The organism is Myxococcus hansupus (genome assembly GCF_000280925.3).
GTDB lineage: Bacteria > Myxococcota > Myxococcia > Myxococcales > Myxococcaceae > Myxococcus > Myxococcus hansupus.
This window is the reverse complement of the sequence record NZ_CP012109.1, coordinates 8,566,404-8,581,328: the sequence shown is the minus strand read 5'-3', so window position 1 is coordinate 8,581,328 and position 14,925 is coordinate 8,566,404. Positions and strand designations below refer to the sequence as shown.

Here is a 14,925-nt window from a genome sequence, read left to right as displayed (position 1 = left end):
TCACCGGAGCCGCGCTGTCAGCCCGCGCGCCAGGCTCCGTCCGGGCCGTGCCCTCACACAAGGACACGGCCATGGGAGACCCACGCAATCCGAAGCGGGCGCACGAGCGCTGGAACCTGGAGCGCCTCCGCGTCAACGAGGAGGAGGTGCGCGCCCTGGCGCCGTGGGTGACGGTGTCTGGCGGTTGGGCCTGGCATTTCATGGCCCCGCCGCATGAGGAACTGAAGCGCTTCCACGACCACAAGGACGTGGACCTCTTCGTCGAGCCCTCGCGCTTCCCGGAGCTGATTCCCGTGCTCACCGCCCGGGGGTATCACCGCATCTGGACGCGCTTCGACGCCACCTCCACGCACTTCTACCGCTACGCGCGGCACGACGCGGGCGGCAAGGTCCTGCTGGACGTCTTCGTCCGGCGCGTGCCCTCCGTGGACGCGGGTGGGATTCGCGTGGTGGACCCCGCGGTGCTGCTGACCTTCTACGGAGACATCCACAGCACGGATGACTGCGTGTCGGTGCTGGCGGCGCGCCGGTTGCTCGCGGGAGGCCACAGCCCCATCGGTCGGGCGGAGCTCGTCACGCCGGCCTGTTGAAACAAAGCCCCGTGGGCGCGGAAGCACCTGTCTGCGCCCACGGGCTCACCGTTACTGCACGGTGAAGAGGTGGTTGCTTCCGAAGTTCGAATCCCAGGCCTGACAGCCCCAGCGGTTCGTGTTCTCGAACCAGACGGCCAGGGTCCCCCGCGTGTGGAGTGGAATGGCCGGCGCGGGTGGGTTGGGCGTGGAGGAGAACCCCGCCACCCAGAAGGACTGCACCGGGCCACCGTTGAACTGGTAGTAGCCGGTGAGGGTCCAACCGGGGGTGGAGGCGTTGAGGTTGCCTCGGCACTGCGTCAGCCGGTCCACGTTGAAGTGGACGGCGGCGGTGGCGCCAAAGGGCAGCGGGTGAGGGGTCGCGAACACATTCCAGCCCTGTGAGGGGGACTGGAAGGTGATGCTCGCGGAGGGCTGCGAGGCGGCGGCCGTCGCGACGAGCAGCAGGGCCACGAGGGAACATCGGGGGGAATGACGCATCAAGGCGAAGCTCCGGGTCAAGAGGGGTACGGCAGGGCGGATACGCACGCCAAGGCGGTCACCGGCTGTGACGGTCCGCGCGTGGATCCGCGCCGGTTTGTCCCGCTCAATCCCCAGAGTCCTCTACAGTCAGGTCTCTCTCTCCTTACGCCCCGCGCCATGGCCGACTTTCTTCCTCGCTTCTACCGACTCGCCGTCCGCGTGGACGCCCACTACGACGCGCTGAGCCGCAAGCTTCGCCAGAAGCTCGGAATCGCGCCGCCGCTGCGCATCCTTCCCTACCGGGGCTATGGCACCCCCGAGCGCGCCGTCATCAAGGCCCGCGTGCTGGAGGACCGGCACGTGCGCCCACCGCAGCAGCGCTACACGTTGGTGGGCAGCGCGGTGGCTTCCTACAAGCGCTACATGACGCGCGAGGTCCCCGGCGCGCACGTCGCGGTGCGCTGGGGTGACAAGCGCTGGGAAGGCACCACCGACGAGGAGGGCTTCCTGGAGCTGTGGGTGCCACCGCCGGACGGGGTGCGCTCGGGCTGGCACATGGTGGAGCTGGAGCTGCTCTCGCCAGACCCGGAGGGTGTGCAGCGCGTGGCCGCGCCGGTGCGCATGGCTGGGCCCGGGGCGGAGTTCGGCGTCATCAGCGACATCGACGACACCGTCATCGTCACGGGCGTCACGGACCTGCTCAAGCGCGCCTGGGCGCTCTTCCTCACCGAGCACCGCGTGCGGCTGCCCTTCCCGGGCGTGGACGCCTTCTACGCGGCGCTCCAGCACGGCCGCGGCGCCAACGCGGACAACCCCATCTTCTACGTGTCCAGCAGCCCGTGGAACCTCTACGAGCACCTGGACGAGTTCCTCTCCCTGCACCACATCCCCACCGGCCCGCTGCTGCTGCGCGACTGGGGCTTGTCCAGCACGGGCTTCGCGCCCGGCGGAGGCCATGGCCACAAGCTGGAGAAGATTCGCGCGGTGCTCGGCACGCTGTCGCACCTGCCCTTCATCCTGATTGGAGACAGCGGGCAGGAGGACGCGGAGCACTACCGCACCATCGTCCGCGAGTTCCCCGGACGCGTCCTCTGCGTCTACATCCGCAACGTGCCCGGTCGCGAGCGGCGGTCCCAGGAGATGGAGCGCATCGCGGAGGACATCCGCGCGGCGGGCAGCCAGATGCTCGCCGTGGACGACACCACGGAGGCGGCCCGGCACGCGGCGCGTGAGGGCTGGATTCAGTGGCGCGAGGTCCGTGAGGTGGAGGCCCACCGGCGCGAGGACGCCGAGCGCTGAGCACGGCGCCGCGTGGCCCTCGCCCGAGCGGCCAGGCTGACGGCGCCGGGCCCCGGTTTCGGAGGGGCGGGAGGGCGTAGTACGGTCCGCGAATCAAGACTCACTCCAAGTGTCTGAATCACGGAAGAGACCTCCTGCTCATGAGATATCGCGCGATTCCGCTCACGGCGCTTTGCCTGACGTCCCTGGCCTGCCAACAGAACCCGGAGAAGGCAGCCAGCGGAACCCGTGAGGAAGCGCCGGCGCGCGCCGCCACGAAGGCCGCGCCGGCGAATCCCCTGGCGCGGGCGGAGCCCAACGGGAAGCTCGTCTCGCACACACTGTTCGACGACAAGTTCGCGGAGATGGCGAGCCTGCCCCTGCCGGACAACTGGATTCTCAACAACGGCAAGGCCTTCATGAGCGGGCCAGGGAACGTGAATGTCTACATGTTCCCGCTGCGGACGTTCATGTCCTCGAAAGACCCGATGATGCAGGCGGTGGTCCGCCGCTCGGGCGGAACGATGCGTGCCTTCACCTCCATGGAGGACGTCGTCCAGCAGGACCTGGTCCCCATCGCGGAGAAGGAGGGCTCCCGGCTGGTGAAGCAGTACGACGCGCCGAAAATCGCGACGGCCAACAAGGGCTTCTCGGACCTGCTCTACAAAGTGGGCCCCATGGACCAGCGCTTCCACGCGCGGGTGACGGAGTGGGTGGACACGCAGGGCGTCAACTACCTCATCGTGGTCAGCCTGACGGTGTCGAAGGTCATGAACATGGTGACGTGGAACTATTACTGCCACGCGCTCGAGGCGCCCCCGGAGCGGTACGAGGAGGCCAAGAAAATCCTCATCAACGCCCTGGAGAACACCCGCTACAACCCCCAATACGTCCAGGCCTACAACCAGGCGGAGATGGCGCGGGAGCGCGAAAGCTGGGCGGCCCACAACGAGCGCATGAAGGCCAACAAGGCCGCGTTCGAGGCCCAGCAGAAGTCCTTCCGCGAGAAGAACGACGCCATCAACCAGGCCATCGCCGCGAACTACGCCCAGGGGAACGAGGCGTCGGACCGCAACCACAACCGCTTCTTGAACTACATCAAGGACGAGGAGACGGTTCGCAATCCCAAGGATGGGACGCGCCATCAGGTCCAGACGGGCGGCAACCAATATTGGCTGAATGGCCAGGGCACGGGGACCTACGTGCCTTCGAACAACCCGAACTACGACCCGAACCGGGACCCCACCCTCAACCACCAGCAATGGCAGGAGGCCCACATCGAGGACTAAGTGTGTCTCACGTCTCTCACTGTGAAAACATGTTGTGACTTGAGTCGCACGCGGAGTCCGTGGCAATGCCTGTCATCCGGGCATCTCCGTGCCCGTTTCGAGAAGGGTGTGACGCATGCAAGGCAAGCTGACGCAGTCTTTGGGTTGGGTGTTCTCCGCGATGCTCCTGGCCGCGTGCGGTCCGACGGAAACGGCGGAGGCCGTGGATGTCCCGGAGCTGGCCGAGCGTGAGCAGGGGGTGCTGTATCCGCCGCCGCTGCCGCCCAGCGGCAACATCGTGCACAGCACGGCGTTCATGGGGCCGCTGAACATGGGCGGCTCGGTGCAGACGCAGTTCACCACCCAGCCGCAATACCTCTCCTTCGCCTTCACCGCGGCGGCGGGCGCGCAGGTGAAGCTGGAGGTGACGCACCTGGGCAGCAGCATGTACCTGGACACGGGCCTGTTCGTGTATGGCCCCAAGAACGCCAGCGGCAGCTACGGCACCACGGTGGTGGCGCAGGACGACGACGCGGGCTACGGCCAGTTGAGCAAGATTGCGTCGCTGGCCCTGCCCCAGGGCGGCGAGTACCTGGCGGTGGTGTCCACGGGCACCGGCGTGGGCAAGCGCTTCCGGCTCCAGTTGGACTGCCTCAACGGCAACTGTGTGGACCCGGCGCTCTTCGCCACGTGTGATTTGGACGTGGCCACGCGCATCGAGGTCTGCGTGCAGGCGCTGGTGGAAGAGGTGGACCCGGTGCTGGGCCGGCCCTACACGGCCGCCGAGGCCTACGCCGCCTGCACCGACGCGACGGACGCCTACCACGCATACATGGAGAACTGCTCACCGGTGGCCCAGAAGCCCTGGTGCGCGAACGGCCTGTCCAGCTTCACGCAGCAGATGTGGCCGGTGTGCCAGGACTTCTATTTCGCCTACTACGGCCTGGGCCGACTGCCGCTGGGCGACCTGCCGCTGAGCGGCACCCTGCACGCGGCGCTGGCGGCGGGCAACGGACACTGCAAGGAGGGTGAGAACTGGTGCGACGGCCTGCTCGCCACGTACACCGTGCCGGGCGTTGGCAGCATGCCGCAGACGCTCTTCCGGGTGGCGGACGCGGTGCTGTACGAGGCGCTGGGCGAGGCGGCGGACCACTTCCGGTTCGAGCGCATGCCGGACCTGACCTACGCGCAGTTGAGCGAGTATGCGTATGCCGGCCGCTGGTTCCCGGAGCTGCTCCAGGCCCTGCCGGCGGACCTGGGCAACGGCACCGAGACGCCGCTGGTGGCCCACTATCACGCCAGCTATCCGGTGGCCCCGGGCGCCAAGGACTACCACCACCTCTACGTGGTGCTGTTCCCGCAGTCGCACAAGGTGGCGGCCTTCCAGATCATCCAGCACGAAATCTGAGGCCCTCCGTGCCGGTGCCGCCAGGACGGGGCACCGGCGCGGTGTGTCTCAGGGCAGCGGGCGGCCCACCTGGAGCTGGGCCATGCGTTGGGCGCGCTCCATCATCTCGCCCTGGGCCCAGCGCTTCTCCTCGCCCGCGCGCGGCTGCCGGCGGCGCCACGAGCCATCCGCCGTCAGCTCCCACGAGGAGGTGTTGTCGGCCATGCAGCGCTCCAGCGAGTCCTTCACCTGGGCGGCCAGCGTGGGGTCCTCCACGGGCGCGAGGATTTCCACGCGGTGGTCCAGGTTGCGCGGCATCAGGTCCGCCGAGCCGATGTAGCAACGCAGTTCGGGGCCCCGCTCGAAGATGTAGATGCGCGAGTGCTCCAGGAAGCGGCCCAGCACGGACACCACGCGGATGTTCTCCGACACGCCGGGGACACCCGGGCGCAGGCAGCAGATGCCGCGCACGTTCAGCTCCACCTTCACGCCCTTGCGGGACGCGTCGTAGAGCGCGTGGATGATGCCGGGGTCCACCAGCGCGTTCATCTTCATCTGGATGCGCGAGGGGCGCTCGGCGGTGTGCGCGGCGACGGTGCGCTTGATTTCCTCCAGCAGCCCCTGGCGCATGGTGAGCGGCGCCACCAGCAGCTTGCGGAAGGACTTGGGCCGGCCAAAGCCCGTGAGGTAGTTGAAGACGTCCGCCACGTCCGCGCCAATGTCCGGGTCCGTGGTGAACAGGCCCATGTCCGTGTAGAGGCGCGCCGTCTTCGGGTTGTAGTTGCCCGTGCCGATGTGGACGTAGTGGCGCACCTTGTCGCCCTCGCGCCGCACGATGAGGATGGCCTTGGCGTGCGTCTTGAGGGACGGGATGCCGTAGACGACGTGGACGCCCGCCTCTTCCAGCGCGTTGGCCCAGCGGATGTTGGTGCGCTCGTCGAAGCGCGCCTTCAGCTCCACCATGCACACGGCCTGCTTGCCGCGTTCGGTGGCGGTGATGAGCGCGGGAACCAGGGGTGAACTGTCCGACGTGCGGTACACCGTCTGCTTGATGGCGAGCACGTCCGGGTCCGCCACGGCCTCGGTGACGAAGCGCTCCACGGAGGTGGCGAAGGACTCGTAGGGGTGGTGGACCAGCAGGTCACCCCGGCGCATGGATGACATCACCGTGCCGCCGTCCTGCGCGTCCACGTCCGTGCGCAGGCGGACCTGGGTGACAGGGGTCCACGGCGGGTCCTTCAGCTCCGGGAAGCCCGGACCGAAAGCGATGGACTGCAAGTCATTGAGGCCCACCAGGCCGTGCTCCTCGTAGACCTGGCGTGCCTCCAGTCCCAGCGCCTCCACCAGCGGCTCGAGCAGCTTGGGACTCATGCCCGCCTGGACTTCCATGCGGATGACGTCCCCGAAGCGGCGCTCGCGCAGCTCTGTCTCCACGGCCTTGAGCAGGTCCTCCGCGTCCTCGGACACCGTGAAGTCCGCGTCGCGGGTGACGCGGAAGGTGCCCCAGCTCAGCACCTCCATGCCGGGGAACAGGTCCCCCAGGTGCTGGGCGATGACCTCCTCCAGGGGCACGAAGACGTTTCCCTTGAGGGGCAGGAAGCGCGGCAGCAGCTCCTTGGGCACCTTCACCCGGGCCACGCTCTCCTCGTCCGCGTCCGGGTCCCTCAGGAGAATCGCGAGGCTCAGCGACAGGTTGGAGATGTAGGGAAAGTGCCGCCCCAGGCCGATGGCCAGCGGGGTGAGGACGGGGAATATCTGGTCCTTGAAGCGCTGGTCCACCTGGGCGCGCTGCTCGGCGTCCAGGTCCTTGGCGGAGAGGATGCGCAGGCCCTTCTCCGCGAGCGCGGGGCGGAGGACCTTCTCGAAGGCGTCGCCATGGCGCCGGGTCTGCTCGAGGATGCCGTCGTGCAGCTTGTCCAGCGTGTCACTGGGAGAGGCCCCGTCGGGGACCAGCCGCGCCACGCCGCTGCGAATCTGCTCGTGCAGGCGCGCGACGCGAATCATGAAGAACTCGTCCAGGTTGCGCGCGTAGATGGAGATGAACTTCAGGCGCTCCAGCAGCGGCAGCTCCGGAGACTCGGCGAGCTGCAGGACGCGGTCATTGAAGGCCATCCAGGAGATCTCTCGATTGAAGAAGAGCTCCGTGTCCTTCGACTCCGGGCCCGCCGGGAGGGCGTCCCGGTTCGAGGGCTTCTGGGTGACGCCGCGACTGCCGCCGCCGCGTTTCGGCATGGTGACTTGACTCCTCGTTGACTCCCCGGGGTGGGGATGTAGCAGGACGTCCCCCCTCTCATTGTAAACTCGCGTGTTACCTGGGCGAGGGAGCGGTCAGGCGATGTAAGCCTTCCTGGGTGGGCAGGCAGGAAGAAAGGGCGGAAGGCGTGGACTTTGTTGCATCCGCGATATGAGGACTGCATGTCAGGCGACGTGAGCGCGACGGAGACGAACCCCCAGGCGGATGCGGCCAGTGGCCTGTTCACGGCCTTCCAGAAGGAAGGCAAGGTCCCTCGGGGCCGTTGGGCGGGCGCGCTGCTGGCGGCCCTGGTCCCGGTGGTGCTGGGTGTGGGCCTCTGGAGCATCGCCAAGGGCGAGGAGAAGACGTTCCGCATCGTCACGCCCAGTGGCTTCAAGTCCATGCGGGGCGGGATGACGACGGACCAGGTCCGCGCCGTGCTCGGCCGGCCCATCACCCTGGAGCGGGAGGCGAGCGGCGCGGAGTGCTACCGCTACGGCACGCCCAACCTGGTGAACCCCCAGTTCCTCATCTATTCGGTGTGTTACGAGGATGGGAAGCTGCGGGACGTGAAGACGCTGAAGTACTCGGCCTGGAACGTGGACCCCGCCACGGGGACGTACGATGCGCCGGGTGAGGAGCCCGCGGCTCCGGCGCCCGTGCCGGCTCAGGAAGGCTGAGCGCGGTCTTCGTGCTGAAACCGTGAGGGAACGATGCGTGGTGGCCCGTGAGGCGCGGGTGCCACGCTCCCTTCGTTCAATGGAACGGAGGTCGCACGATGCGGCGGTTCTTTCAGGGGCTCACGGTGATGTTCGCGGTGGTCGGGCTTTCTTCCGCGCAGGCGTCTGACGATGTCTTCGGACACGCCGAGCCCAGTGAGGAGGCCTTGCGCTGCCTGAGCGAGGACCTGCCCGTGGCGGTGAAGGTCGACTACTACTATCCCGTCACCCTTTGCGGCGCGTTCTCCCGCAGCACCTTCTATTTGAGCGTGGGTCGGAGCGGTGCGGAGATCTCAGGTCGAGGGAACGACTTTGATGACCCGTTCAAACTCAGTCCTCGAAAGCTGTCCCGGGCCGAAGGCGAGGACCTCCTTGGTCGTTTGACGAGCGCGATGCTTCGCGGCGAGAGCCAGATGTCGTGTCACAAGGGTTCCGTGCCCTACTACAAGACTGTCGTCGAATGGGCCTGTGGCGCCGTCGAGACGAAGCGCGGCATCGTCGAGTTCACAGCGCCCATGTGCTCCTCGCATGAAGGTCTCGGTACGGATGAGTTGGGCACCTACGCACGTGCCATCGGAATCCGCGACATCGTGGTGAAGGCACTTCGGCAGGCGCATCGCTGATGCGCGGGAGTGCCTCATCGAGGCACTTCGCCATCAGAGGATGCCTCTCAGTGGAACGACCGACAGCCAGAGCCCGCGGCGCCGGCGCATGTGCCCGCTCAGGAAGGCTGAGGTCGGCTTTCGTGCGGTAACCGTGAGGGAACGATGCGTGGTGGCTCGCGAGGAGAGGGTGCCACGCTCCCTTCGTTCAATGGAACGGAGGTCGCACGATGCGGCGGTTCTTTCAGGGGCTCACGGTGGTGTTCGCGGTGGTGGGGATTTCCGCCGCGCAGGCGGAATCTGTCGGAGGCGTCTTCGAGTACGAGGAGCCCAGCGAAAAGCTCTTGCGCTGCCTGAGCGAGGACCTGCCCGTGGCGGTGAAGGTCGACTATCTCGTCAGCGATTGCAACGGGGGCTCCAAGAGCACCTTCTATCTGAAGGTGACACAACGCGGCGCGGAGGTCTCAGGTCGAGGGAATGACCAGTTTGAACCGGCCCAACTCAGTCCCAGGAAGCTGTCCCGGGCTGAAGGTGATCGCATCCTCCATGCTTTGACGAGCGCGATGCTTCGCGGCGAAACCGACTTGTCCTGCTCGGGCAAATCGGCCAACTACATCACCATCGTCGAGTGGGCCTGTGGCGCCGTCGAGACGAAGCGCGGCGTCGTCGAGTTCACAGCGCCCATATGCACTTTGCTCGATGGTTATGGCACGGATGCGATGGGCAGCTACGCCCGAGCCATTGGAGTTCGTGATGTCGTGGTGAAGGCGCTCCGGCAGGCGCATCGCTGATTCGCTGAAGGTCCGGTGCGTACGCTCGGGAGTGCTTCATCGAGGCACTTCGCCATCAGAGGACGCCTCTCATTGGAGCGACCGACAGCCAGCGCACGCGGCGCCGGCGTACGTGTCCGATCAGGAAGGCTGAGTCCGGCTTTCGTGCTGAAATCGTGAGGGAACGATGCGTGGTGGCCCGCGAGGCGCGGGTGCCACGCTCCCTTCGTTCAATAGAACGGAGGGAGCACGATGCAGCGGTTCTTTCAGGGGCTCACGGTGGTGTTCGCGGTGGTGGGGCTTTCTTCCGCGCAGGCGAGATCTGTCGGAGGCCTCGTCGGAGGCGCCGTCGGATACGCGGCGCCCAGCGAGGAGATCCTACGCTGCCTGAGCGAGGACCTGCCCGTGGCGGTGAAGGTCGACTACTCCGTGATGACGCACCCCATGGTGACCATGAGCACCTTCTATTTGAAGGTGGGTCTGAGCGGTGCGACGGTTTCAGGTCGATCGTATAGCGGGGAGGATCCGGTCCGTCTCAGCCCCAGGAGGTTGTCCCGTGCCGAAGGCGAGCGCATCCTGCGAGACTTGACGAGCGCGATGCTTCGCAGAGAGGCCGGGGCAGTCACCGCCAGCGTGTCTGTCCGACACGGCGCCTTTGTCGAGTGGGCCTGTGGTGCCGTCGAGACGAAGCGCGGCGTCGTGGAGTTGACGGCACACGTCCATGACTCAAATGACAAGGATGCGGAAGGCTCCTATTCGCGTGTCCTCGGAGTCCGTGACGTGGTGGTGAAGGCCCTTCGGCAGGCGCATCGCTGATTCGTTGAAGGTCCGGCGCAGGAGCACGGGAGTGCTCCTCCACACGCGGTTGCCTCACGCTCGCGCTACCGGCAGTCGGAGTCCGCTGAGTCCGCGAATCCATCCGCGTCGTTGTCCGCGCCATCCGCGCACCGGCCTGCCTCCGTCTCGGCGTACTCGCTGATGTGGAGCGTGTAGCGGATGGGCGTGTCCTGGTCGGGATTCGCCATCCCGTCCACCACCACCAGGACCGTCCGCCCCTGCGCCAGCGTCACCTTCACCGCGGGCGAGCCCCGCGGGCCCGGGTTCGGATTGGCCGAGCACCCCAGCTCCGTGCCCCGGCACCCGGTGAGCACGTAGAGTGCATTGCCCCACTCATTTGGCGCCGTGTCGAAGACGTAGGTGCCCGCCTTGGGTGCCGTCCACAGGTGCGCCCGGTCCTGTTGGAGCAGCGCGCCACACGTGCCCTGGAAGCCATCTCCGGAGCCCGCCGTTTCACCGTGGAACGTCACGGGCAACGCGCTGCCCAGGTCGTGGTGCGCGCACCCACGTCCGCCGCAGCCGGGCGCGTCGTGACAGTCGGGGTCCGCGCAATCCACCCAGCGGTCACCATCGTTGTCCATGCCGTCGAAGCAGGAGCCCGCCTCGCTCGACCGTTGCTCGTCGATGTGCAGCTCGAAGTACCCCGCGTTGAAGCGGTCCGGACTGGCCGAGTCCACCACCACCAGCACCGTCTGCCCCTTCACCAGCGGCACGGAGACGCGCGCGCCGCCGCCATAGCTGATGCCATCCTTCGCGCACGCCAGCTCCGCGCCACCACAACCGCCGCTGCGCACGGAGATGAGCGAGCGCATTGCCGACTTCGCCGTGTCGAAGGTGAACAGCGCGCTCTTGGGCGCTCGCCACAAGAAGCCCCGGTCCGGCGCGCCGCTTCCACCACACGAGGACTGGTGGTCATCCCCCGCGTGCGCGGTGGTGCCCTTCAGCATCACGGGCAGCATGTCGCCCAGGTCGCGGTCCACGCAGACGGATGCGCTCGCGGCGCAGACATTGGGGACGCCCGTCGCGCCGCAGGACTCGGGCGCGGTGCAGGTGCCACACTCCAGGTATCCGCCGCAACCATCCGGCACGCTGCCGCAGGTCTTCCCGAGCAGGCCGCAGGTGTACGGCCGGCAGGACGTCGCCGCGCACACGTTGGGCGTTCCACCTCCGCCGCAGACCTCACCGTTCGCGCACGTCCCACACTGAAGCGCGCCGCCGCAGCCGTCCGGCACGGTGCCGCAATCGCTCCCCAGCGATTCGCACGTGGCCGGTGTGCAGATGGGATTGCCGCAAACATGGTCCACGCCGCCACCGCCGCACGTCTGGTCTCCCGGACAGAAGCCGCAGTCCAGGAGCCCACCGCAGCCGTCCGGCACGTCACCACAGTTCTTCCCCTGGGATTCACAGGTGAGGGGCGTGCACACGCCGCTCCCACACACGTTGGGCTCGGTGCCACCGCACGTCTCGCCATCCACGCAGACGCCACAGTCGAGCATGCCGCCACAGCCGTCCGCGACCGCTCCGCAGTTCTTCCCCAGCGTCTCACACGTCCCCGGCGTGCACAGCGGGTTGCCGCACACGTTGGGGACGCCGCCGCCTCCACACGACAGCCCGTTCGCGCAGACACCGCAGTCGAGCATGCCGCCACAGCCATCGGACACCTGTCCGCAGTTCTTCCCCAGCGCGCCGCAGGTGGTCCGCTTGCAGACGCCACGGCCGCACATGTTGGGCGTGCCGTCACCCCCGCATGACAATCCCTCCGGGCACGCGCCGCAGCTCAGGATGCCGCCACAGCCGTCCGGTACGGCGCCGCAGTTGCGCGCCAGGGACTCACAGGTGTCTGGCGTGCAAGTGGGCTCGCCACAGACGTTGGGGGTTCCTCCGCCGCCGCACGCCTCGGGGGCTTCACAGCCGCCGCACTCGAGGACACCGCCGCAGCCATCCGAAACCTGTCCACAGTCGTTGCCCAGGGCCTCGCAGGTGGTGGGCTCGCAGGGCGCGGGACCGCAGACGTTGTGCCGTCCGCCGCCGCCGCACACCTCGTCCGGGCCGCACTGGCCGCATTCCAGCGTGCCGCCGCAGCCGTCGATGGCGATGCCGCAGTCCATGCCCTGCGAGGCACACGTCATGGGCTGACATGAGGACGCGGGCTGGCGGCTGTCCGCCGTCTCGTCGGGCTGCGTATGGCTGCACGCAACCCACAGCACCAGGCCACACGCCCAGAACCACGCTCCCCGTTGCCCCGCTCCGCGCATGTGCTCCCGCCCCGCCGCCCTGACCACCCGGCTTCAACGTGGGGCTGACGCCTGCTCGTGCCCAGCCACGGTGTGAGCCCGGGGTTGGACGGTTCACACACAGCGGGGCGGAGGCGCGGGGAGCGTCCACGAGACCGCACGGTTTTCGACGTTCCCGTACCCGGCGAGTCCCCTGGCTGCAGAGAGGAGGGCGGGTCACCCTGCACTGCATCGGGCAGGGAACGTCTGGGTGAGGAGGGTGGGTGGCACGTCCGTGGACGTTCGCGCAGCGCGCGGGCGCCGGCTTCATCGTCTCGCTGCTGGTGGCGCTGGTGCTGGCGGGAACGTCCGTGGTGGCGCTGCTCTCCGTGCGGGCCAATCACAAGGCGCGCATCCTGGAGCTGTCCCGGGACGTGCTGGACATCAAGCACCTGGAGCGGACCTTCAACGACAAGGTGGTGAGTGGTCGGGCCTACGCCCTGTCGGGTGACGCGTTCTTCGCCCAGGACATGTCCGTCGCGCGTGAGCGCTTCATGGCCACCTATGAGTCGCTGAACAGCCGGCTTGGCGACGAACCCCTCGCCACGCTGCTGGAGGCGGTCTCCCACGCGGAGCTGGAGCATGAGGAGGCCGTGCAGGCGCTCATCATGGAGCGGGAGGATGGTGTCGCGCGCCAGCGCCTGGAGCAGATTTTCGACGGGCACGTCGCGGACACACGGCGCCGCGCGGTGGACAGCCTGAGGACGCTCCACCAGGAAGCCGAGGCGAAGCTGTCCGATGGCATCCACGAAAGCCTGGCAACGGACCGGAGCGCGCTCGGGCTGTCGCTGCTCGCGGGGAGCCTGGGGCTGGCGGGCGCGACGATGCTGGCGTGGACCTTGACGCGCAAGCTGCGGCCTCTCCAGCAGGAGGCGGAGGCCAACGTGGAGCGCTTCCAACTCCTCGTGGAGGGTGTGCGCGACTACGCGCTCTTCCTGTTGGATGCACAGGGCCGGGTGGCGAGTTGGAACCCAGGGGCGGAGCGCATCATGGGCTACCGCGAGGACGAAATCCTGGGCCGGCCCTCCAGCGTGTTCTACCCGCCCGAGGCGGTGGCGGCGGGGATTCCGGACAAGGACCTCGAGCGGGCCCTGAGAGACGGACGGTTGCACACCGAGGGCTGGCGGGTGCGCAAGGACGGCTCGCGTTACCTCGCGGACGTCAGCATCACGGTGCTTCAGGACGGCCGCGGGCGGCCCCGGGGCTTCGCCAAGGTGACGCGCGACATCACCGAGCGCCGGCGCGCCGACCGCACGCAGCAGCTCCTGGCGGAAGCAGGTGGCCTGTTCCACCAGTTCCAGGACCCGGACCAGACCGTGGCCGAGTTGACGCGCATCATGGTGCCGGAGGTGGCGGATGCGTGCCTGCTCTACCTGGTGACGCCGGACGGCGACCTGTGGCCTCGAGCCATCGCGCATGCGGTGCCGGAGAAGGAGGAATGGTTGTGGGACTCTGCGCGCCGCTTCCCGCCTCCGCGTGATGCGCAGTGGGGCATCTGGCAGGTGATGCGCACGGGGCGTTCCGAGCTCAACAGCGACGTCTCGCCGGAGACGTTGGCGCAGGGGTTGGGAGGGCCCGAGCACCTGTCCTTGGTGGAGAAGGTGGGCGTGCGTTCCTACCTGGCGGTGCCGCTTCGGGTGGGGCAGCAGATCCGGGGCGTATTCGTCTTGCTCACGTCCTCGCCGGAGCGGCGCTTGACGGTGACGGACAAGGTCTTCGTGGAAGAGGTCGCGGGCCGAGCCGCGCTCGCATTGGACAATGCGCGGCTCTGGAGCGAGGCACAGGAGGCGGTGGAGCTCATCGGCGTGGCGGCGCACGATTTGGGCAACCCGCTGAACACGTTGCAGTTGTTGCTGCACAGGCTCCAGGGCTTGGAGCTGGCGGGAGGCCAGAAGGCGCGCAATGGACTGGCGGCGGCGCTGCGGCAGACACAGCGCCTGGGGCAGTTGCTGCACAACCTGTTGGACTTGTCGCGGCTGTCGTCGGGGAAGCTGACGCTGGACGTGGCGCCGGTGGACCTGTCGGAGCTGGTGAATGAGGTGGCGGAGCGCTTCTCCGAGCAAGCGGCGGATGCGGGTTGCACGTTGGAGCTCGGCACGGAGCCGGGGCTGGTGGGCCGGTGGGACCGGCTGCGATTGGACCGGGTGGTGACGAACCTGCTGTCCAATGCGCTGAAGTTCGGCAAGGGGCACCCGGTGGAGATTCGGGTGGAGCATGCGGGCATGGCGCGAGCACGGCTGGTGGTGAAGGACCACGGCGAGGGCATCGCGCCGGAGGCGCAGCGGCGCATCTTCGAGCGCTTCGAGCGGGAGCTCTCGGGAGGGAAGCATTCAGGCTTTGGCCTGGGGCTCTACATCGTCCGGCAGTTGGTGGAGGCCCACGGCGGCACCATCCGCGTGGAGAGCGTGCCGGGTAGGGGCGCGACCTTCACAATGGAGCTGCCGCTCGTCCAGCGAAGCGCGGACCTGCGTGACTCCACGGGTCCGTCGCTGCATTCGTGAAACAC

General features: G+C 67.9%; 12 protein-coding genes. 9 read left to right on the top strand and 3 right to left on the bottom strand.

Annotation, left to right across the window (positions count from 1 at the left end; genetic code table 11):
- Positions 1-71 precede the first annotated feature (71 nt).
- The gene (locus tag A176_RS33820) at positions 72-590 is read left to right on the top strand and encodes a hypothetical protein (protein ID WP_002637784.1); all 519 of its coding nucleotides are present in this window, start codon (positions 72-74) and stop codon (positions 588-590) included.
- 51 nt (positions 591-641) lie between these two features.
- Here A176_RS33820 and A176_RS33815 read toward each other — a convergent pair whose 3' ends face one another.
- Positions 642-1,070, bottom strand: a complete 429-nt coding sequence (locus A176_RS33815; protein WP_144429665.1) for a DUF6209 family protein — start codon at positions 1,068-1,070, stop codon at positions 642-644.
- Between the two features lie 159 nt (positions 1,071-1,229).
- Between A176_RS33815 and A176_RS33810 the strand changes: the two genes are divergently transcribed.
- From A176_RS33810 to A176_RS33800, 3 genes are all read left to right on the top strand, one after another.
- Entirely contained in the window at positions 1,230-2,351 is a 1,122-nt protein-coding gene (locus A176_RS33810) for an App1 family protein (RefSeq protein ID WP_002637782.1), read from the top strand.
- A 140-nt stretch (positions 2,352-2,491) separates the two neighbouring features.
- Positions 2,492-3,619 (top strand): hypothetical protein, encoded by a 1,128-nt coding sequence (locus tag A176_RS33805; protein WP_002637781.1) that lies wholly within the window; start codon positions 2,492-2,494, stop codon positions 3,617-3,619.
- Positions 3,620-3,734: 115 nt separating this feature from the next.
- Positions 3,735-5,006, top strand: a complete 1,272-nt coding sequence (locus A176_RS33800) for a PPC domain-containing protein (RefSeq protein ID WP_002637780.1) — start codon at positions 3,735-3,737, stop codon at positions 5,004-5,006.
- Positions 5,007-5,054: 48 nt separating this feature from the next.
- Here the strand turns inward: A176_RS33800 and ppk1 are convergent, their stop codons facing one another.
- Complete coding sequence (ppk1, locus tag A176_RS33795; RefSeq protein WP_002637779.1) at positions 5,055-7,217, bottom strand: polyphosphate kinase 1; 2,163 nt, start codon at positions 7,215-7,217, stop codon at positions 5,055-5,057.
- 183 nt (positions 7,218-7,400) lie between these two features.
- Between ppk1 and A176_RS33790 the strand changes: the two genes are divergently transcribed.
- The 4 genes from A176_RS33790 to A176_RS33775 all read left to right on the top strand — a co-directional run bounded on the left by A176_RS33790 (position 7,401) and on the right by A176_RS33775 (position 10,125).
- Positions 7,401-7,898 carry a hypothetical protein gene (locus A176_RS33790; protein WP_002637778.1) on the top strand — a complete coding sequence of 166 codons (498 nt, stop codon included), beginning with the start codon at positions 7,401-7,403 and terminating at the stop codon, positions 7,896-7,898.
- Between the two features lie 128 nt (positions 7,899-8,026).
- Positions 8,027-8,560: a hypothetical protein gene (locus A176_RS33785; protein WP_226994066.1), complete on the top strand. Its 534-nt coding sequence runs from the start codon at positions 8,027-8,029 to the stop codon at positions 8,558-8,560.
- Between the two features lie 209 nt (positions 8,561-8,769).
- Positions 8,770-9,330 carry a hypothetical protein gene (locus A176_RS33780; RefSeq protein WP_002637776.1) on the top strand — a complete coding sequence of 187 codons (561 nt, stop codon included), beginning with the start codon at positions 8,770-8,772 and terminating at the stop codon, positions 9,328-9,330.
- Between the two features lie 231 nt (positions 9,331-9,561).
- Positions 9,562-10,125, top strand: a complete 564-nt coding sequence (locus A176_RS33775; RefSeq protein WP_002637775.1) for a hypothetical protein — start codon at positions 9,562-9,564, stop codon at positions 10,123-10,125.
- Between the two features lie 65 nt (positions 10,126-10,190).
- Here A176_RS33775 and A176_RS33770 read toward each other — a convergent pair whose 3' ends face one another.
- Positions 10,191-12,401 (bottom strand): hypothetical protein, encoded by a 2,211-nt coding sequence (locus A176_RS33770; protein ID WP_044890230.1) that lies wholly within the window; start codon positions 12,399-12,401, stop codon positions 10,191-10,193.
- 242 nt (positions 12,402-12,643) lie between these two features.
- Between A176_RS33770 and A176_RS33765 the strand changes: the two genes are divergently transcribed.
- Positions 12,644-14,920 carry a sensor histidine kinase gene (locus A176_RS33765; protein WP_002637772.1) on the top strand — a complete coding sequence of 759 codons (2,277 nt, stop codon included), beginning with the start codon at positions 12,644-12,646 and terminating at the stop codon, positions 14,918-14,920.
- The last annotated feature ends 5 nt before the right edge of the window (positions 14,921-14,925 follow it).

Bases quoted from the DNA above. Each gene is read 5' to 3' on its own strand.
- A176_RS33820 (WP_002637784.1), top strand. From the start codon at position 72: ATGGGAGACCCACGCAATCCGAAGCGGGCGCACGAGCGCTGGAACCTG.
- A176_RS33815 (WP_144429665.1), bottom strand. From the start codon at position 1,070: ATGCGTCATTCCCCCCGATGTTCCCTCGTGGCCCTGCTGCTCGTCGCG.
- A176_RS33810 (WP_002637782.1), top strand. From the start codon at position 1,230: ATGGCCGACTTTCTTCCTCGCTTCTACCGACTCGCCGTCCGCGTGGAC.
- A176_RS33805 (WP_002637781.1), top strand. From the start codon at position 2,492: ATGAGATATCGCGCGATTCCGCTCACGGCGCTTTGCCTGACGTCCCTG.
- A176_RS33800 (WP_002637780.1), top strand. From the start codon at position 3,735: ATGCAAGGCAAGCTGACGCAGTCTTTGGGTTGGGTGTTCTCCGCGATG.
- ppk1 (WP_002637779.1), bottom strand. From the start codon at position 7,217: ATGCCGAAACGCGGCGGCGGCAGTCGCGGCGTCACCCAGAAGCCCTCG.
- A176_RS33790 (WP_002637778.1), top strand. From the start codon at position 7,401: ATGTCAGGCGACGTGAGCGCGACGGAGACGAACCCCCAGGCGGATGCG.
- A176_RS33785 (WP_226994066.1), top strand. From the start codon at position 8,027: ATGTTCGCGGTGGTCGGGCTTTCTTCCGCGCAGGCGTCTGACGATGTC.
- A176_RS33780 (WP_002637776.1), top strand. From the start codon at position 8,770: ATGCGGCGGTTCTTTCAGGGGCTCACGGTGGTGTTCGCGGTGGTGGGG.
- A176_RS33775 (WP_002637775.1), top strand. From the start codon at position 9,562: ATGCAGCGGTTCTTTCAGGGGCTCACGGTGGTGTTCGCGGTGGTGGGG.
- A176_RS33770 (WP_044890230.1), bottom strand. From the start codon at position 12,401: ATGCGCGGAGCGGGGCAACGGGGAGCGTGGTTCTGGGCGTGTGGCCTG.